The organism is Klebsiella sp. X1-16S-Nf21 (genome assembly GCF_002837615.1).
Classification (GTDB): Bacteria; Pseudomonadota; Gammaproteobacteria; order Enterobacterales; family Enterobacteriaceae; genus Klebsiella; species Klebsiella variicola.
In genome coordinates, this window is the sequence record NZ_PJDK01000002.1 from 91,755 (window position 1) to 110,671 (window position 18,917).

Consider the following 18,917-nt stretch of genomic DNA (forward strand, 5'->3'; position numbering starts at 1 on the left):
GGCGCACAGACCGTAGGCCGATGTAATGGACACCTCCCACCTTACGGCATCAATGTGCCAGACTGAGGTGTTAACTTCAGTTCCCAGGGGGAGGGTAAGGCGAAGCCGCCACCCGGCAACACGCTACTTCATTCTCGCCATATAATACGCATCCACATACTCACCGTTGCGCAGCGCGTAACGCCTGCCGGTGCCTTCGATCTCAAAGCCGTACTTCTTATACACCGCAATCGCCGGGGCATTATCGGCGAACACCGTCAGCTCAATACGTTCAACCCGCAGCCAGTTGTCGCACATATCAATCATGGTACGCATCAGCGCGCTGGCGACGCCGCGGTTGTGCCAGCGCGAATCCACGCTGACACCAAAATCGGCGACGTGGCTACGGCGGGGACGTTGGACGACGGCAATGCTTAAATGGCCGACGACTTGCTCATCGATACAGGCCACCAGCTGCTTCACGCCGGGCGTATCGGTTAGCCGCTCCCGCCACATATGTTCGGATGGATGAGGGACCTGTAGCGTGTTGTGATACACCTCCGGCTGGGCGTGAATTTGACGAATCGCGTCAATATCTTTCGGTTCAGCATGGCGTATCACGATGTCACTCATTCCTTGTTCCTCATTCAGGTGAAAAGTCCCTTTAAACATCACTGACTACGGCGTTCGAGTCAACACGCATTATTTGCAAAAAAAAGTAGACAAGTGCGAATGAGAATGATTATTATTGTCCTGCATTCAGGGAGACCCTTGCGGAAAGCCTGAAAGCACGACATTGCTCACATTGCTTCCAGTATTACTTTAGCCAGCCGGGTGCTGGCTTTTTTTTTGCCGCTATTTCAGGCGCTCTGCGGCCTGGCGGGCTCCGCGTCGGCTTTGGATGGCGTGTCTGCTACCAGACCGAGAATATGACTTTTGTTCTCCGCTGCGGCCAGCATTTCAGCGCGACCGCTAAAAACCCCGCCTTTCTTGATCGCCAGCGCGCGATAGGCGAGGGTACCATCCAGATGGCCGTGCTCCTCGATGGTGATGCTATCGCCATGACACTGGCCCTGCACCTTGCCGTCAATAATCAGCTCCCGGCAGCTGATGTTGCCCTCCACCTGGCCTTCACGCATTACCTTAATCAGATGCTCTTTGGCCTCAATGTTGCCGGTCAACTGGCCGTGAATATAGACATGGCCGCTGGCGACGATATTGCCGACGAAATGTACCCCGCTGGCGATGATCGTGGTCTCGTGTTTTTTGCTGGCGACCGCTTCGGGTTCTGGGTTTATTGCCGGAAGTGTGGCTGCTTCTGACGCTTGAGGTTCCGTTTTATTTTTCTTAATAAACATCGCGTTAATCTTGTTCCGTTGGCTATGGAGGAGGAAAGCGACATGCGCGCAGGCGGCCGCCAGGCGCGCCAGCGCGATGGCATCGACAGACCAGGCGATCAGTCCAAGAAGCCAGAAAAAAAGGGTGCCGTTTATGGCGAAATACTGTTTGTCCATTAGCAGCGGCTGGCTACTCCGTTAGTCATCAGTAACGTCCTGGTTTGCCCTCCACTTATCCGTAGTTTCGCCGTTAGGATCAAGTTTTTTAGCTGGAAAATGGCGAATTAATTCCTGGTTAATCAATTGGTTATTAATATTTTCGTATAAGTGATGCTTGAACTATTTTGCTGGCGAATCTTCCAGGAAAGCGGACAGAGAGGATGAAGTGATGGCCCGGCTTGCGCTATGGTTGAAGGTAGCTCATCAACTAAGGACAGCGTTATGACTCTGCACTGCGCATTTATTGGCTTTGGTAAAAGCACCACCCGCTACCATCTTCCTTACGTTTTGCACCGCAAAGACCGTTGGCATGTGGCGCATATCTACCGCCGCCGGGCGAAGCCCGAGGAGCAGGCGCCGCAGTATTCCCATATCCATTTCACCAGCGATCTTGATGACGTGTTAAACGACCCACAGGTCAAACTGGTGGTGGTCTGCACCCACGCCGACAGTCATTTCGAATATGCGAAAAAGGCGCTGGAGGCGGGGAAAAACGTGCTGGTGGAAAAGCCGTTCACCCCGACGCTTGAGGAAGCAAAAACCCTGTTTTCCCTGGCAAACAGCAAGGGCCTCACGGTGACGCCCTACCAGAATCGTCGCTTCGACTCCTGCTTCCTGACCACCAAAAAGGTGATTGAGAGCGGGAAACTCGGCGAACTGGTGGAGATCGAAAGCCATTTCGATAACTACCGCCCGGTGGCGGAGACCAACCCCGGCGGCCCGCAAAACGGCGAGTTCTATGGTCTCGGCGTGCATACCCTGGATCAGATCATTTCGCTGTTCGGCCGTCCGGACCATGTCTCTTACGATCTGCGCTCGCTGCGCAATAAAGCCAACCCGGATGACACCTTTGAGGCCCAACTGTTCTACGGCGATCTGAAGGCCATCGTCAAAACCAGCCACCTGGTGCAGATCGACTACCCGAAATTCATCGTTCACGGCCATAAAGGTTCGTTTGTGAAATACGGCATTGACCAGCAGGAGACCAGCCTGAAGGCCAATATCATGCCGGGCGAGCCGGGTTTTGGCGCGGACGACAGCGTCGGCGAGCTGGTGTACGTCAACGAGGCGGGGGAGACGGTGCGTGAAGCGGTGCCGCTGGAGACCGGCGACTACGGTCGGGTGTACGACGCGCTGTATGAAACTCTCGTCAACGGCCAGCCGAATTACGTCAAGGAATCTGACGTTCTCACCAATATGGAGATCCTGGAGCGCGGCTTTGAACAGCCTTCTCCGGCCACCATCACCCTGGCAAAATAAGCAAAACGGGCTCCTCGACGCTTGTTCATATTTTTTGAAAAGAGGAGTCAATTTTCACCCTCTATGATCGACGGCGAAATGGGTCCACACTGACTCCATCGAAAACATACGGGGGTGCAACATGATCTACTTACGCAAAGCGAACGAACGTGGCCACGCTAACCATGGTTGGCTGGATTCCTGGCATACTTTCTCTTTCGCCAACTATTATGACCCGAATTTTATGGGCTTCTCTGCCCTGCGGGTGATTAACGACGACGTCATCGACGCCGGTCAGGGCTTCGGTACCCATCCACACAAAGACATGGAAATCCTGACTTATGTGCTGGAAGGGGCGGTGGAGCACCAGGACAGTATGGGCAACAAAGAGCAGGTGCCGGCAGGCGAGTTCCAGATCATGAGTGCGGGTACCGGGGTGCGCCACTCTGAGTACAACCCGAGCAAAACCGATCGTCTGCGTCTGTATCAGATCTGGATTATTCCGGAAGAAACCGGCATTACCCCGCGCTACGAGCAGCGCCGCTTCGACGCCGCCCAGGGCAAACAGCTGGTGTTGTCGCCAGATGCGCGAGATGGCTCGCTGAAGGTGTACCAGGATATGGAACTCTATCGCTGGGCGCTGCTGAAAGATGAGCAGTCGGTTCACCAGATTGCCGCGGAACGCCGCGTGTGGATCCAGGTGGTCAAAGGCGAAGTGACCATCAACGGTACCAAAGCCACCACCAGCGACGGTTTGGCCATCTGGGACGAGCAGGCGATTTCGGTTCATGCCGACAGCGATAGCGAGATCCTGCTGTTCGATCTGCCGCCGGTTTGATAGTTATCTGAGCCAGGTTAAATAAATTGCGCAACCTTCTCCAACATCGGCGAAGGTTGCGCTTTGTCCGTGATAAACTGAGAAAATGTTTCCCCGTTGATCACAGTCAGGACGATGAAAAAGAAAAGACCCGTACTTCAGGATGTAGCCGATCTTGTCGGCGTGACCAAAATGACGGTCAGTCGCTATTTACGCAACCCGGAGCAGGTCTCCGAAGCGCTGCGTGGCAAGATTGCCGTTGCCCTCGATGAACTGGGTTATATTCCCAATCGCGCCCCTGACATTCTCTCCAACGCGACCAGCCGCGCCATCGGCGTGCTGCTGCCGTCGTTAACTAACCAGGTCTTCTCGGAAGTGCTGCGCGGTATCGAAAGCGTCACCGACGCCTTCGGCTATCAAACCATGCTGGCGCACTACGGCTATAAGCCGGAAATGGAAGAGAAACGCCTCGAATCGATGCTCTCCTGGAACATTGACGGCCTGATCCTCACCGAACGCACTCATACGCCTCGCACCCTGAAGATGATTGAAGTCGCCGGCATTCCGGTGGTGGAGCTGATGGACAGCCGGTCGCCGTGCCTCGATATCGCCGTCGGGTTTGATAACTTTGAAGCCGCCCGGCAGATGACCGCAGCGATTATCGCCCGCGGCCACCGCCACGTCGCCTATCTGGGGGCGCGTCTCGATGAACGAACTATCATCAAACAGAAGGGGTACGAGCAGGCGATGCTCGACGCCGGGATGACGCCCTATAGCGTGATGGTGGAGCAGTCTTCGTCCTACTCGTCGGGTATTGAGCTGATGCGTCAGGCGCGCCGCGAATATCCGCAGCTTGACGGTATCTTCTGTACCAACGATGACCTTGCGGTCGGCGCGGCGTTTGAATGCCAGCGTCTGGGGCTGAAGATCCCCGATGATATGGCGATCGCCGGGTTCCACGGCCATGATATCGGCCAGGTGATGGAGCCGCGTCTCGCCAGCGTCCTGACCCCGCGCGAGCGGATGGGACGCATCGGCGCCGAACGGCTGCTGGCGCGCATTCGTGGTGAAGCGATTACCCCTAAGATGTTAGATTTAGGTTTCACATTGTCACCGGGCGGATCAATTTAAACTGACAAGTTTGAAGTAGATCACACATATTCACATCTGGCACGAATGGATATTGCTTCTCCACAGGTCCGGCATGACAATGTTACCGATAACAGTTACCCGTAACAATTAACCGATACGCCGCCTTCGCGCTGGATGAGTCAGCCATGGCGCGGCGTACCTGTCCGGTGGGAGGATGCTTTGAGCACGACTAATCATGATCACCACGTCTATGTTCTGATGGGCGTTTCCGGCAGCGGGAAATCCGCTGTCGCCAGCGAAGTGGCGCATCAACTGCATGCCGCGTTTCTCGACGGCGACTTTCTGCATCCGCGCAGCAACATCACCAAGATGGCCTCCGGTGAGCCGCTGAACGATGATGACCGCACGCCGTGGCTGCAGGCGCTGAATGACGCCGCGTTTGCTATGCAGCGTACCAACAAGGTGTCGCTGATCGTCTGCTCGGCGCTGAAGAAGAGCTACCGCGACATTCTGCGTAAGGGCAACCCGAACCTCTCCTTCATCTATCTGAAAGGCGATTTCGACGTGATCGAAAACCGTCTGAAGGCACGCAAAGGACACTTCTTCAAAACCCAAATGTTGGTGACGCAGTTTGAAACGCTGCAGGAACCAGGCGCCGACGAGAGCGATGTGCTTATCGTCGATATCGACCAGCCGCTGGAAGGCGTGGTGGCCAGCACCATCGAGGTGATCAACAAAGGCAGTCACTAGTGAGTACTTTAACGCTTGTTTTAACAGCAGTCGGCTCGGTATTGCTGCTGCTGTTTTTAGTCATGAAAGCGCGGATGCACGCCTTCGTGGCTTTGATGGTGGTTTCTATTGGTGCAGGTCTCTTCTCCGGCATGCCGCTGGATAAAATCGCGGCCACGATGGAGAAAGGGATGGGCGGTACGCTGGGCTTCCTGGCGATCGTCGTCGCGCTCGGCGCGATGTTCGGTAAGATCCTGCATGAAACGGGGGCGGTCGATCAGATTGCCGTCAAGATGCTCAAATCCTTCGGCCACAACCGCGCGCACTATGCGATTGGTCTTGCCGGTCTTATCTGCGCGCTGCCGCTGTTCTTCGAAGTGGCCATTGTCCTGCTGATCAGCGTCGCTTTCTCGATGGCGCGCCATACCGGCACTAACCTCGTGAAGCTGGTGATCCCGCTGTTTGCCGGGGTGGCCGCCGCCGCCGCGTTCCTGCTTCCCGGGCCGGCGCCGATGCTGCTGGCGTCGCAAATGCACGCCGACTTTGGCTGGATGATCCTGATTGGCCTGTGCGCCGCGATCCCGGGGATGATTATCGCCGGTCCGTTGTGGGGTAACTTCATTAGCCGCTACGTTGAGCTGCATATTCCTGACGATATCAGCGAACCGCATCTCGGCGAAGGCAAAATGCCCTCCTTCGGCTTTAGCCTGTCGCTGATCCTGCTGCCGCTGGTGCTGGTGGGTCTGAAAACCATCGCCGCGCGCTTTGTGCCGGTGGGTTCCACTGCCTACGAATGGTTCGAGTTTATCGGCCATCCGTTCACCGCGATCCTGGTTGCCTGCCTGGTCGCGATCTACGGCCTGGCGATGCGCCAGGGGATGGCGAAAGACCGCGTGATGGAGATCTGTGGCCACGCGCTGCAGCCGGCGGGGATTATCCTGCTGGTGATCGGCGCCGGCGGCGTCTTCAAGCAGGTGCTGGTTGACTCCGGCGTCGGCCCGGCGCTCGGCGAAGCGCTGACAGGCCTGGGTCTGCCGATTGCGATTACCTGTTTCGTGTTGGCGGCGGCGGTGCGTATCATTCAGGGCTCTGCCACCGTGGCGTGCCTGACGGCGGTCGGCCTGGTGATGCCGGTGATTGAGCAGCTGAACTACAGCGGCGCGCAGATGGCGGCATTGTCTATCTGTATCGCCGGCGGCTCGATTGTGGTGAGCCACGTGAACGATGCCGGCTTCTGGCTGTTCGGTAAATTTACTGGTGCGACGGAAGCCCAGACGCTGAAAACCTGGACCATGATGGAAACCATCCTGGGTACCACCGGGGCGATTGTCGGTATGATCGCTTTCCAGCTGCTGAGCTAAGCCCGCTCACCTCCCGCTCGCGGGGTATAAAAAGCCAGGGTAACGCTGCTTACCCTGGCTTCTTTGTAATAAGCCGCCCTTTTTCCCCCTTTTCCTTGCCTGCTATTCGCCCTTATTAGCGCTACGACGATACTCGTATCCCTCGTCAGCCCTTGCTGTGCCTGGGTTTGATGCGTTTATTTGGCAAGCGGTAAATCACCTGATTTCGCGCTCAATCCATAATCAGGATCAATAAAATAGCAACGGAAAATATTCCATTGCGCAGGGGATTTCCCCGATAATCGTTGCGTTTTTGACGACGACCAGCGACGGTGGACAATGTGCAGGATAAGTTGCTTTTCTGATTGTTCAGCAATCATTGATTAATTTCACTTGCGACTTTAGCTGCATTTTGTAAGGTGAGGGATAATCCAGTTGGAAACTGGCCAGGCACAAACAGCACACACCTCGCAGGAATACGTTATGAAAAATGTTGGTTTTATCGGCTGGCGCGGAATGGTCGGCTCTGTTCTCATGCAACGCATGGTTGAAGAGCGCGATTTCGACGCCATTCGCCCGGTGTTCTTCTCTACCTCCCAGCTGGGACAGCCAGCGCCGTCATTCGGCGGTAGCACCGGTGGCACGCTTCAGGATGCGTTCGATCTGGACGCGCTGAAGGCACTGGACATTATTGTCACGTGCCAGGGCGGCGATTACACCAACGAGATTTACCCGAAGCTGCGCGAAAGCGGCTGGCAGGGTTACTGGATTGACGCCGCCTCTTCGCTGCGCATGAAGGATGATGCGATCATTATCCTCGACCCGGTTAACCAGGACGTGATCACCGCCGGCCTGAATAACGGCATCAAAACCTTTGTCGGCGGCAACTGTACCGTTAGCCTGATGCTGATGTCCCTCGGCGGCCTGTTTGCCCAGGATCTGGTGGAGTGGGTCAGCGTGGCAACGTACCAGGCGGCTTCCGGCGGCGGCGCGCGTCATATGCGCGAGCTGCTGAGCCAGATGGGTCAGCTGCACAACCATGTTGCGGCAGAGCTGGCGAATCCGGCTTCCGCCATTCTGGATATCGAGCGCAAAGTGACGTCGCTGACCCGCAGCGGCGAGCTGCCGGTAGATAACTTCGGCGTACCGCTGGCGGGCAGCCTGATCCCGTGGATCGACAAACAGCTGGATAACGGCCAGAGCCGCGAAGAGTGGAAAGGCCAGGCGGAGACCAACAAGATCCTCGCCACCTCGTCCGTTATCCCGGTAGACGGCCTGTGCGTCCGCGTTGGCGCGCTGCGCTGCCACAGCCAGGCGTTCACCATCAAGCTGAAGAAAGATGTGTCTATCCCGACCGTTGAGGAGCTGCTGGCCGCGCACAACCCGTGGGCCAAAGTGGTCCCGAACGATCGTGATATTACCATGCGCGAGCTGACCCCAGCCGCGGTGACGGGCACCCTGACCACCCCGGTAGGGCGCCTGCGTAAACTGAATATGGGGCCGGAGTATCTGTCGGCCTTTACCGTTGGCGACCAGCTGTTGTGGGGCGCTGCGGAGCCGCTGCGCCGGATGCTTCGCCAGCTGGCGTAAGCGCAGGATGAACATAAAGGGGGTCTTCAAGCCCCCTTTTTTTTTGCGTAATACAAGGAGTAAACGCGGATGTTAGATTTTTCCCCACGGAGGTAACTCAGCCTTGGCTATGCTTTAAGTAAGGAATTCCTTACCTGAAGGTGGGACGGAGCAGGAGGATGCTGAGAGCACTGCGCCGTTCAGGTCAAAAAAAGTCGCCAGTTACAGGAATGAGCGACACTTACAACAGGATGAAAGCATGTCTAATCATATTGATAGAGACGTGATTAATGCGCTAATCGCCGGTCATTTCGCGGATCCCTTTTCCGTGCTCGGCATGCACCGTACTGACGCCGGGCTGGAAGTACGCGCATTATTACCCGATGCCACCGACGTGTGGGTTATTGAACCGAAAACCGGACGCAAAGTCGGCAAGCTCGAATGCCTCGACTCGCGTGGTTTCTTCAGCGGCGTCCTGCCACGTCGCAAAAACGCCTTTCGCTATCAGTTGGCCGTCACCTGGCACGGGCAGCAGAATCTGATTGATGACCCTTATCGCTTTGGTCCGCTGTTGCAGGATCTTGACGTCTGGCTGCTGTCCGAAGGGACCCACCTGCGCCCTTACGAAACGCTGGGCGCGCACGCTGCCACCATGGACGGCGTCACTGGTACCCGTTTCTCGGTGTGGGCGCCGAATGCCCGCCGCGTGTCGGTGGTGGGGCAGTTTAACTACTGGGATGGCAGACGCCACCCGATGCGATTCCGCAAAGAGTCCGGGATCTGGGAGCTGTTCGTTCCCGGCGCGCATAATGGCCAGCTGTATAAATTCGAACTGATTGACGCCCACGGCCATCTGCGGGTCAAAGCCGACCCTTACGCCTTTGAGTCGCAAATGCGTCCGGAAAGCGCCTCGCTTATCTGCGACCTGCCGCCCAAAGTGGAACAGCCGGCGGACCGCAAAGCGGCGAACCAGTTTGATGCCCCGATCTCTATCTATGAAGTGCATCTCGGCTCCTGGCGCCGTCATACCGATAATAATTTCTGGCTGAGCTACCGCGAGCTGGCCGACCAGCTGGTGCCCTACGCGAAATGGATGGGCTTCACCCATCTCGAACTGCTGCCGGTTAACGAGCACCCGTTCGACGGCAGCTGGGGCTATCAACCCACCGGGCTCTATGCGCCGACCCGCCGTTTCGGCACCCGCGACGATTTCCGTTACTTTATCAACGCCGCGCACGCCGCCGGGCTGAACGTCATTCTTGACTGGGTGCCCGGCCACTTCCCGGCGGATGATTTTGCCCTTGCCTCGTTTGACGGTACTTCGCTGTATGAGCACAGCGATCCACGCGAGGGATATCACCAGGACTGGAATACCCTGATCTACAACTATGGTCGCCGCGAAGTCAGCAACTTCCTCGTCGGTAACGCGCTGTACTGGATCGAGCGCTTCGGTATTGATGCCCTGCGGGTCGACGCGGTGGCCTCAATGATCTATCGCGATTACAGCCGCAAGGCAGGTGAGTGGATCCCCAACGAATACGGCGGCCGGGAAAATCTGGAAGCTATTGAGTTTCTGCGCAGCACCAACCGCATCCTCGGCGAACAGACGCCGGGCGCGGTGACGATGGCGGAAGAGTCCACCGATTTTGCCGGGGTGACCCGTCCACCAGCCGGCGGCGGCCTCGGTTTCTGGTTCAAATGGAACCTCGGCTGGATGCACGACACCCTGGATTACATGAAGCTCGATCCGGTGCATCGCCGCTACCATCATGACAAAATGACCTTCGGCATGCTCTACAACTACACCGAAAATTTTGTGCTGCCGCTCTCCCACGATGAAGTGGTGCACGGCAAAAAATCGATTCTCGACCGCATGCCGGGGGATGCCTGGCAGAAGTTTGCCAACCTGCGCGCCTACTACGGCTGGCTGTTCGCCTTCCCGGGTAAAAAACTGCTGTTTATGGGCAATGAGTTCGCTCAAGGCCGCGAGTGGAACCACGACGGCAGCCTCGACTGGCATCTGCTGGAGGGCGGCGACAACTGGCACCATGGCGTCCAGCGACTGGTGCGTGACCTGAACCATACCTACCGTCACCATAAAGCGCTGCACGAGCTGGATTTTGACCCCTACGGTTTCGAATGGCTGGTGGTCGACGACCATGAGCGTTCGGTGTTTGTCTTTGTGCGCCGCGACCGGGCCGGGAATGAGATTATCGTCGCCAGCAACTTCACGCCGGTGCCGCGCCATGACTACCGCTTCGGCATTAACCAGCCGGGACGCTGGCGCGAGGCGTTGAATACCGACTCCATGCACTATCACGGCAGCAACCAGGGTAACGGCGGTGTGGTGGAGAGCGACGCGATCGCCAGCCATGGCCGCGAACATTCGCTATCGTTGACCCTGCCTCCGCTGGCGACGATCTGGCTGGTCCGGGAGGCGCAATGACCTCACTTGCGGCAGGCAAACCTGCGCCGTTGGGCGCCAGCTATGACGGCAAGGGCGTGAATTTCGCCCTCTTCTCCGCCCATGCGGAGCGGGTGGAGCTGTGCGTATTCGACGAGCAGGGTAACGAGCAACGCGTCGATCTCCCGGCGCGCAGCGGCGACATCTGGCACGGCTGGCTGGACGCTGCCGGGCCGGGCCTGCGCTACGGCTATCGGGTGCATGGTCCCTGGGACCCGGCGCAGGGGCACCGCTTTAACCCGGCGAAGCTGCTGCTCGATCCCTGCGCGTATCGGGTCGAGGGCGATCTGCCGGATGACGAACGCCTGCATGGTGGAATGTGGGAGCCGGATCATCGCGACAGCGCCGCAATCGCGCCAAAATCGCAAGTGGTGGATCTGCATTACGACTGGCGGGGCGATAAGCCGCCGCGTACCCCGTGGGGGGAAACGGTGATTTATGAAGCGCACGTGAAAGGACTCACCCTGCTGCACCCGCAGCTGCCGGAAGCCATTCGCGGAACTTATAAGGCGCTGGGCCACCCGGTGATGATCGCTTACTTCAAATCGCTGGGCATCAGCGCCCTCGAGCTGTTGCCGGTAGCGCAGTTCGCCAGCGAGCCGCGACTGCAGCGGATGGGCTTGAGCAACTACTGGGGCTACAACCCGCTGGCATGGTTCGCGCTGGATCCGCGCTATGCCAACGATCCCGCGCGTGCCCTCGATGAGTTTCGTGATGCGGTTAAGGCGCTTCATGCCGCCGGCATCGAGGTGATTCTGGATATCGTGCTCAACCATAGCGCGGAAATTGATCTCGAAGGGCCCACCGTCTCCCTGCGCGGAATCGACAACCGTAGCTATTATTGGGTAAGGGAGGATGGTGATTATCACAACTGGACCGGCTGCGGTAATACGCTCAATCTCAGCCACCCCGGGGTGGTGGAATGGGCGCGCCAGTGTTTGCGCTTCTGGGTGGATGAGTGCCATGTCGACGGCTTTCGCTTCGACCTCGCCTCAGTGATGGGGCGGACGCCGGAATTCCGCCAGGATGCGCCTCTGTTCGAGGCTATCCGCCGCGACAGCGTGCTGTCGCAGGTGAAACTGATTGCGGAACCCTGGGATATCGGCCCGGGCGGCTATCAGGTGGCTAATTTCCCACCGCTGTTCGCCGAATGGAATGACCATTTTCGCGATATTTCCCGTCGTTTCTGGCTGCAGCAAAACGTCTCCCTCGGTGACTTTGCGCAACGCTTCGCGGCCTCCAGCGATCTCTTTGCTCGCGATGGCAAACGGCCATCGGCGACGGTGAACCTGGTGACGGCCCACGATGGCTTCACGCTCCGCGACTGCGTCTGTTTCAATCAGAAACACAATGAGGCAAACGGGGAGGAGAATCGCGATGGGACTAACAATAACTACAGCAACAATCATGGTATAGAGGGATTAGACGCCAATCTTGCGGTGATTGAACGGCGGCGCGCCAGCGTGCATGCGCTATTGACGACGCTGCTGCTGGCTCAGGGGACGCCAATGCTGCTGGCGGGCGATGAGCAGGGCCACAGCCAGCACGGCAACAATAATGCCTACTGCCAGGATAACGCGTTGACCTGGCTGGACTGGCGTCAGGCGAACCCGGGATTAACCGCGTTTACCGCGGCGCTGATCCACCTGCGCCGTCGCATTCCAGCGCTCACCCGCAACCGCTGGTGGCAGGAGGGCGATGGCAATGTCCGCTGGCTTAATCGCAACGCCCAGCCGCTGACTGCCGGGGAGTGGCAGCAGGGCGCAGCGTGTATGCAGATCCAGTTGTCTGATCGCTGGCTGCTCACGCTGAACGCCACCGCAGAGGTGGTCGATATGGTTTTACCTGAGGGGGAATGGCGCGCCGTTCCTCCCTTCGCCGGAGAGGATAATCCGGTCATCATGGCTGTCTGGCATGGGCCCGCGCACGGAGTGTGCGTATTTCAAAGGTCGTAATCCCTGAAGCTTCCGGTTGAACTCGTGGCGGCGGCGCGGCGGGATGAGAAGGAAAGCTGGGGTGTAAAAAGGAGTTAATCATGGTTAGGCTTGAAAAAAACGATCCGCTGATGCTGGCGCGTCAATTACCCATCAAATCCGTGGCGTTGATCCTCGCGGGCGGGCGTGGCACCCGGCTCAAGGATCTCACCATTAAGCGTGCGAAACCTGCCGTTCACTTCGGCGGCAAGTTCCGTATTATCGATTTCGCATTATCTAACTGCATTAACTCAGGGATCCGCCGTATCGGCGTCATCACCCAGTATCAGTCGCACACGCTGGTGCAGCACATCCAGCGCGGCTGGTCGTTCTTCAGCGAAGAGATGAATGAGTTTGTCGATCTGCTGCCAGCCCAGCAGCGCGTGCACGGCGAAAACTGGTATCGCGGCACGGCGGACGCAGTGACGCAGAACCTGGACATCATCCGCCGCTACAAAGCGGAGTACGTGGTGATCCTCGCGGGCGATCATATTTATAAGCAGGATTACTCGCGCATGCTGATTGACCATGTCGAAAAAGGGGCGCGTTGCACCGTGGCCTGCATGCCGGTGCCCATTGAAGAGGCATCCGCCTTCGGCGTCATGGCGGTCGATGAAAACGAAAAAATCATTGAGTTCGTCGAGAAACCCGCTAACCCCCCGGCGATGCCAACCGACCCGACCAAATCACTGGCCAGTATGGGCATTTATATCTTTGACGCCGCCTATCTTTATGAGCTGCTGGAAGAAGACGATCGCAACGAAAACTCCAGCCACGATTTCGGCAAAGATATCATTCCGAAGATCACCGAAGCTGGCATGGCTTATGCACATCCTTTCCCGCTCTCCTGCGTGCAGTCTGACCCGAACGCTGAGCCGTACTGGCGCGATGTGGGAACGCTGGAGGCCTACTGGAAGGCCAACCTCGATCTGGCGTCAGTCACGCCGGAACTGGATATGTACGACCAGAACTGGCCGATCCGCACCCATATGGAATCGCTGCCGCCGGCGAAGTTCGTCCAGGACCGCTCCGGTAGCCACGGCATGACCCTGAACTCGCTGGTTTCCGGCGGCTGCATTATCTCCGGGTCGGTGGTGGTGCAGTCGGTGCTGTTCCCGCGCGTGCGGGTGAACTCATTCTGTAACATTGATTCGGCAGTCTTGTTGCCAGATGTCTGGGTGGGGCGCTCATGCCGCCTGCGTCGCTGCGTGATTGACCGCGCCTGCGTCATCCCGGAAGGTATGGTGATTGGTGAGAACGCGGAAGAGGATGCACGCCGCTTCTATCGCTCAGAGGAAGGTATCGTGCTGGTGACCCGCGACATGCTGCGGAAATTGGGGCACAAACAGGAGCGCTAATGCAGGTCTTACATGTATGTTCTGAGATGTTCCCGCTGTTAAAGACGGGCGGTCTGGCGGACGTCATCGGCGCACTGCCGGCGGCGCAAATTGCGGAGGGTATCGACACCCGCGTGCTGTTGCCGGCGTTTCCCGATATCCGCCGCGGCGTGGTGGATGCCCAGGTGGTAACCCGCCGCGATACCTTCGCCGGGCGGATCACGCTGCTGTACGGCCACTTTAACGGCGTGGGGATCTACCTGATAGACGCCCCGCATCTCTATGACCGGCCGGGGAGCCCATACCACGATACCAACCAGCACGCTTATACCGACAACGTCCTGCGCTTTGCGCTGCTGGGCTGGGTGGGAAGCGAAATGGCCAGCGGACTGGATCCGTTCTGGCGCCCGGATGTGGTGCATGCCCATGACTGGCACGCCGGCCTGACGCCAGCCTACCTGGCGGCGCGCGGACGCCCGGCTAAATCGGTCTTTACCGTGCACAACCTGGCCTACCAGGGGATGTTTTACTCCTGGCATATGAATGATATCGAGCTGCCGTGGTCGTTTTACAACATGCATGGCCTCGAGTTTAACGGTCAGATCTCGTTTCTGAAGGCCGGTCTTTACTACGCCGACCATATTACGGCGGTAAGCCCGACCTACGCGCGCGAGATCACCGAACCGCAATACGCCTACGGCATGGAAGGGCTGCTGCGCCAGCGCCATCATGAAGGACGGCTGTCGGGGATCCTCAACGGCGTTGACGACGGTATCTGGAGTCCGCAAAACGATCTGCTGCTGCCGATGCGCTACGATCGCGACACGCTGGAGGAGAAGGCGGAGAACAAGCGTCAGCTGCAGATTGCGATGGGCCTGAAGGTCGATGACAAAGCGCCGCTGTTTGCCGTGGTCAGCCGCCTGACCAGCCAGAAAGGGCTGGATCTGGTGCTCGAAGCGCTGCCGGGTCTGCTTGAGCAGGGCGGCCAGCTGGCGCTGCTGGGCGCCGGCGATCCGGTGCTGCAGGAAGGTTTCCTCGCCGCCGCCGCCGAACATCCGGGCAAAGTGGGGGTGCAGATTGGCTACCATGAGGCCTTCTCCCATCGCATTATGGGCGGCGCCGACGTCATTCTGGTGCCGAGCCGCTTTGAACCGTGCGGCTTAACTCAGCTGTATGGTCTGAAGTACGGCACGCTGCCGCTGGTGCGCCGCACCGGGGGGCTGGCGGACACGGTCTCTGACAGTTCGCTGGAGAACCTTGCCGATGGTCTGGCGACAGGGTTTGTCTTTGAGGACAGCAATGCGCTGTCATTGCTGCGCGCTATCCGTCGCGCCTTTGTTCTCTGGTCGCGCCCGTCGCTCTGGCGCTATGTGCAGCGTCAGGCGATGAATATGGATTTTAGCTGGCAGGTTGCCGCGAACTCCTATCGCGAACTTTATCAACGCTTGATGTAACCACTGGAGTCATTGTTATGAATGTACCCTTTAGCTATGCATCACCGACGCTGAGCGTTGAGGCGTTAAAGCACTCTATTGCCTATAAGCTGATGTTTATCATCGGTAAAGATCCGGCCATCGCCAACAAGCATGAATGGCTTAACGCCACGCTGTTTGCCGTCCGCGATCGCATGGTGGAGCGCTGGCTGCGCTCCAACCGCGCGCAGCTCTCGCAGGAAGTGCGCCAGGTATACTATCTGTCGATGGAGTTCCTGATTGGCCGTACCCTCTCTAACGCGCTGCTGTCGCTGGGCATTTATGACGATGTGAGCAGCGCACTGGCGGAGATGGGGCTCGATCTGGAAGAGCTGATCGATGAAGAGAATGACCCCGGTCTTGGCAACGGCGGTCTGGGCCGTCTGGCGGCCTGCTTCCTGGATTCCCTGGCGGCGCTGGGTCTGCCGGGACGCGGTTACGGGATCCGCTACGACTACGGGATGTTTAAACAGAATATCGTCGATGGCCGACAAAAAGAGTCCCCTGACTACTGGCTGGAGTACGGTAACCCGTGGGAGTTTGAGCGCCACAACACCCGCTACAAAGTGCGTTTCGGCGGCCGCATTCAGCAGGAAGGAAAGAAAACCCGCTGGATTGAGACGGAAGAGATTATTGCGGAAGCCTACGACCAGATCATCCCCGGCTTTGACACCGACGCCACCAACACGCTGCGTCTGTGGAGCGCGCAGGCCAGTAGCGAAATTAACCTTGGTAAATTCAACCAGGGCGACTACTTCGCTGCGGTAGAGGATAAAAACCACTCCGAAAACGTCTCCCGCGTGCTCTATCCGGATGACTCGACCTACTCCGGACGCGAGCTGCGTCTGCGCCAGGAGTATTTCCTCGTGTCGGCGACGGTACAGGATATTTTGAGCCGCCATTACATGTTGCATAAGACCTTTGACAACCTGGCGGACAAGATTGCCATTCACCTCAATGACACCCACCCGGTGCTGTCAATACCGGAGCTGATGCGCCTGCTTATCGACGAACATAAATTCAGCTGGGACGAGGCGTTCGAGGTGACCTGTCAGGTCTTCTCCTATACCAACCATACGCTGATGAGCGAGGCGCTTGAGACCTGGCCGGTGGATATGCTGGGCAAAATTCTGCCGCGCCATCTGCAGATTATCTTCGAGATTAACGATTACTTCCTCAAGACCCTGCAGGAGCAGTATCCCAATGATACCGCGCTGCTCAGCCGAACCTCGATTATCGACGAGTCCAACGGCCGTCGCGTGCGGATGGCCTGGCTGGCGGTGGTGGTCAGCCACAAGGTCAACGGCGTGTCGGAGCTGCATTCGCGGCTGATGGTGGAGTCGCTGTTTGCCGAATTCGCTAAAATCTTCCCGATGCGCTTTACCAACGTCACCAACGGCGTCACGCCGCGCCGCTGGCTGGCGCTGGCCAACCCGCCGTTGTCGAAAGTGTTGGATGAGCATATCGGCCGCACCTGGCGGACCGATCTGAGCCAGCTTGACGAGCTGAAGCAGCATATCGACTATCCGACGGTCAATCAGGCGGTGCGTCAGGCTAAACTGGAAAACAAACAGCGGCTGGCCAGCTATATTGCGCAGCAGCTTAATGTGGTGGTGAATCCGAAGGCGTTGTTTGATGTGCAGATCAAACGCATCCATGAGTACAAACGCCAGCTGATGAATGTGCTGCACGTTATTACCCGCTATAACCGGATCAAAGCCGATCCGCAGGCGGAGTGGGTGCCGCGAGTGAACATTTTCGCCGGTAAGGCGGCCTCGGCTTACTACATGGCCAAGCATATTATTCACCTGATCAACGATGTGGCCGCGGTGATCAATAACGATCCGCAGATTGGCGACAAGCTGAAGGTGGTCTTTATCCCCAACTACAGCGTCAGCCTGGCGCAGCTGATTATTCCGGCGGCAGACCTGTCGGAACAGATCTCCCTCGCAGGCACTGAAGCTTCCGGCACCAGCAATATGAAGTTTGCCCTTAACGGAGCGCTGACTATCGGCACCCTCGACGGGGCGAACGTGGAGATGCAGGAGCACGTGGGCGAAGAGAATATCTTTATCTTCGGCAACACCGCGGAAGAGGTGGAGGAGCTACGTCGCAGCGGCTATAAACCACGCGAATACTACGAGCAGGATGAAGAGCTTCACCAGGCGCTGACGCAGATCGGTACCGGCGTGTTCAGCCCGGCGGAACCGGGGCGCTACCGCGACCTGCTGGATTCGCTGATTAACTTTGGCGACCACTACCAGGTGCTGGCGGACTATCGCAGCTATGTGGACTGTCAGGATCGCGTCGACGAGCTGTATCAACATCCGGAAGAGTGGGCCTATAAAGCGATGCTGAATATTGCCAACATGGGCTACTTCTCCTCTGACCGGACGATCCAGGAGTACGCGAAATATATCTGGCATATCGACCCGGTAAGGCTGTAAGCCAGTCAATGCAACTCAACGGGGCCATTTGGCCCCGTTTCTGTCTGTGCGGAGAACGTTTTATTCGGAAAAGTGCCGGGGAGGATTCAGGCTATTGCGGGAATATACTATTGACGTGAATTCGCCAGCAGTACGATAAATGCTCAATAAGTTTACGTTCATAGCCTAATGGCTATAATATGGATGATAGCCTTTAGGCTATGAGGGATCGCCTATGTGGGATGTAGAAACGACGGATACGTTTGATGCCTGGTTCGAATTACAAAGTAGAGCTTTAAAAGAGGATATGTTGGCCACGATGCTCATCTTGTCTGAGTTTGGTCCGCAGCTTGGGCGCCCGTATGTTGATACGGTGAAAGATTCAACGTTTCAGAATATGAAAGAACTCCGGGTTCAGCATCATGGGCTCCCCATCCGCGCCTTTTTTGCTTTTGATCCTCTGCGGAAAGCTATCGTTTTATGTGCGGGCAATAAGGATGGCATGAATGAGAAACGTTTTTACAAAGAGATGATTACTCTGGCTGACAGAGAATTCAGCCAACACCTGACTAAGGAGCGATAATGGCCACGCTAAAAGAACTCATGGCGAAACAGAGTCCTGAAAGCCAGCAGCGTATTGCAGCGAAAGCGGCAGAGATACGCCAGTCTGTCGCTTTAAACTTGCTTCGAGAAGAGTTGCAAATGTCGCAAACAGAGATGGCTGCGGCTATGGGGGTAAAGCAGCCAACGATCGCTAAAATGGAACAGGCTGATAACGATCCGCGGCTTTCGACCCTAAAACGCTACATTGCGGCATTGGGGGGAGAACTCAGTATAAATGTCACGTTGCCGACTGGAAAAAAAGTCTCGTTTAATTTGTGAACAGGTATCCGGGCCAAGCGCAAGCCATAGCCCGGGTATTTC

The 18,917-nt window shown here is 57.4% G+C and carries 15 protein-coding genes and 1 pseudogene; 13 read left to right on the forward strand and 3 right to left on the reverse strand.

Annotated elements, in window-relative coordinates; translation table 11 throughout:
* Positions 1 to 123: 123 nt before the first annotated feature.
* On the reverse strand, positions 124 to 612 hold the full coding sequence (gene yhhY / locus CW267_RS01830; RefSeq protein ID WP_004181470.1) for an N-acetyltransferase: 489 nt from the start codon (positions 610 to 612) through the stop codon (positions 124 to 126).
* Between the two features lie 227 nt (positions 613 to 839).
* On the reverse strand, positions 840 to 1,493 hold the full coding sequence (locus CW267_RS01835) for a bactofilin family protein (protein WP_100781141.1): 654 nt from the start codon (positions 1,491 to 1,493) through the stop codon (positions 840 to 842).
* Positions 1,494 to 1,757: 264 nt separating this feature from the next.
* On the opposite strand from CW267_RS01835, the gene CW267_RS01840 reads away from it, so the two are divergent.
* The 5 genes from CW267_RS01840 (at position 1,758) to gntU (ending at position 6,773) form a co-directional block, all read left to right on the forward strand.
* The gene (locus tag CW267_RS01840) at positions 1,758 to 2,795 is read left to right on the forward strand and encodes an oxidoreductase (protein ID WP_023298300.1); all 1,038 of its coding nucleotides are present in this window, start codon (positions 1,758 to 1,760) and stop codon (positions 2,793 to 2,795) included.
* A 121-nt stretch (positions 2,796 to 2,916) separates the two neighbouring features.
* Positions 2,917 to 3,612, forward strand: a complete 696-nt coding sequence (locus tag CW267_RS01845; RefSeq protein WP_002920779.1) for a pirin family protein — start codon at positions 2,917 to 2,919, stop codon at positions 3,610 to 3,612.
* A 114-nt stretch (positions 3,613 to 3,726) separates the two neighbouring features.
* On the forward strand, positions 3,727 to 4,722 hold the full coding sequence (gntR, locus tag CW267_RS01850; protein ID WP_002920777.1) for a gluconate operon transcriptional repressor GntR: 996 nt from the start codon (positions 3,727 to 3,729) through the stop codon (positions 4,720 to 4,722).
* Between the two features lie 180 nt (positions 4,723 to 4,902).
* Positions 4,903 to 5,433 (forward strand): gluconokinase, encoded by a 531-nt coding sequence (gene gntK / locus CW267_RS01855; protein WP_012540395.1) that lies wholly within the window; start codon positions 4,903 to 4,905, stop codon positions 5,431 to 5,433.
* Complete coding sequence (gene gntU, locus CW267_RS01860) at positions 5,433 to 6,773, forward strand: gluconate transporter (protein WP_008806984.1); 1,341 nt, start codon at positions 5,433 to 5,435, stop codon at positions 6,771 to 6,773. The genes gntK and gntU overlap by 1 nt, the downstream gene beginning before the upstream one ends.
* Here gntU and CW267_RS31185 read toward each other — a convergent pair.
* A pseudogene (locus tag CW267_RS31185) lies at positions 6,770 to 7,132 on the reverse strand (hypothetical protein). The gene gntU and the pseudogene CW267_RS31185 overlap by 4 nt on opposite strands.
* 103 nt (positions 7,133 to 7,235) lie before the next feature.
* Here CW267_RS31185 and asd point away from each other — a divergent pair.
* The 8 genes from asd (at position 7,236) to CW267_RS01905 (ending at position 18,875) form a co-directional block, all read left to right on the forward strand.
* Positions 7,236 to 8,342, forward strand: coding sequence for an aspartate-semialdehyde dehydrogenase (gene asd, locus CW267_RS01870; protein WP_022066277.1), 1,107 nt, complete (start codon positions 7,236 to 7,238; stop codon positions 8,340 to 8,342).
* Positions 8,343 to 8,580: 238 nt separating this feature from the next.
* Positions 8,581 to 10,767 carry a 1,4-alpha-glucan branching enzyme gene (glgB, locus tag CW267_RS01875; protein ID WP_008806987.1) on the forward strand — a complete coding sequence of 729 codons (2,187 nt, stop codon included), beginning with the start codon at positions 8,581 to 8,583 and terminating at the stop codon, positions 10,765 to 10,767.
* A complete protein-coding gene (gene glgX / locus CW267_RS01880) occupies positions 10,764 to 12,740 on the forward strand; it encodes a glycogen debranching protein GlgX (protein ID WP_012967127.1) in 1,977 nt (658 codons plus the stop codon). The genes glgB and glgX overlap by 4 nt, the downstream gene beginning before the upstream one ends.
* Before the next feature lie 80 nt (positions 12,741 to 12,820).
* Positions 12,821 to 14,116, forward strand: a complete 1,296-nt coding sequence (gene glgC, locus CW267_RS01885; RefSeq protein ID WP_008806989.1) for a glucose-1-phosphate adenylyltransferase — start codon at positions 12,821 to 12,823, stop codon at positions 14,114 to 14,116.
* Complete coding sequence (gene glgA / locus CW267_RS01890) at positions 14,116 to 15,549, forward strand: glycogen synthase GlgA (RefSeq protein WP_004202133.1); 1,434 nt, start codon at positions 14,116 to 14,118, stop codon at positions 15,547 to 15,549. The genes glgC and glgA overlap by 1 nt, the downstream gene beginning before the upstream one ends.
* Before the next feature lie 17 nt (positions 15,550 to 15,566).
* Positions 15,567 to 18,014: a glycogen phosphorylase gene (gene glgP / locus CW267_RS01895; RefSeq protein ID WP_008806990.1), complete on the forward strand. Its 2,448-nt coding sequence runs from the start codon at positions 15,567 to 15,569 to the stop codon at positions 18,012 to 18,014.
* Positions 18,015 to 18,228: 214 nt separating this feature from the next.
* The gene (locus tag CW267_RS01900) at positions 18,229 to 18,576 is read left to right on the forward strand and encodes a type II toxin-antitoxin system RelE/ParE family toxin (RefSeq protein ID WP_008806991.1); all 348 of its coding nucleotides are present in this window, start codon (positions 18,229 to 18,231) and stop codon (positions 18,574 to 18,576) included.
* Positions 18,576 to 18,875, forward strand: a complete 300-nt coding sequence (locus CW267_RS01905; RefSeq protein ID WP_008806992.1) for a helix-turn-helix domain-containing protein — start codon at positions 18,576 to 18,578, stop codon at positions 18,873 to 18,875. Before CW267_RS01900 ends, CW267_RS01905 begins: the two co-directional genes overlap by 1 nt.
* Positions 18,876 to 18,917: the final 42 nt, after the last annotated feature.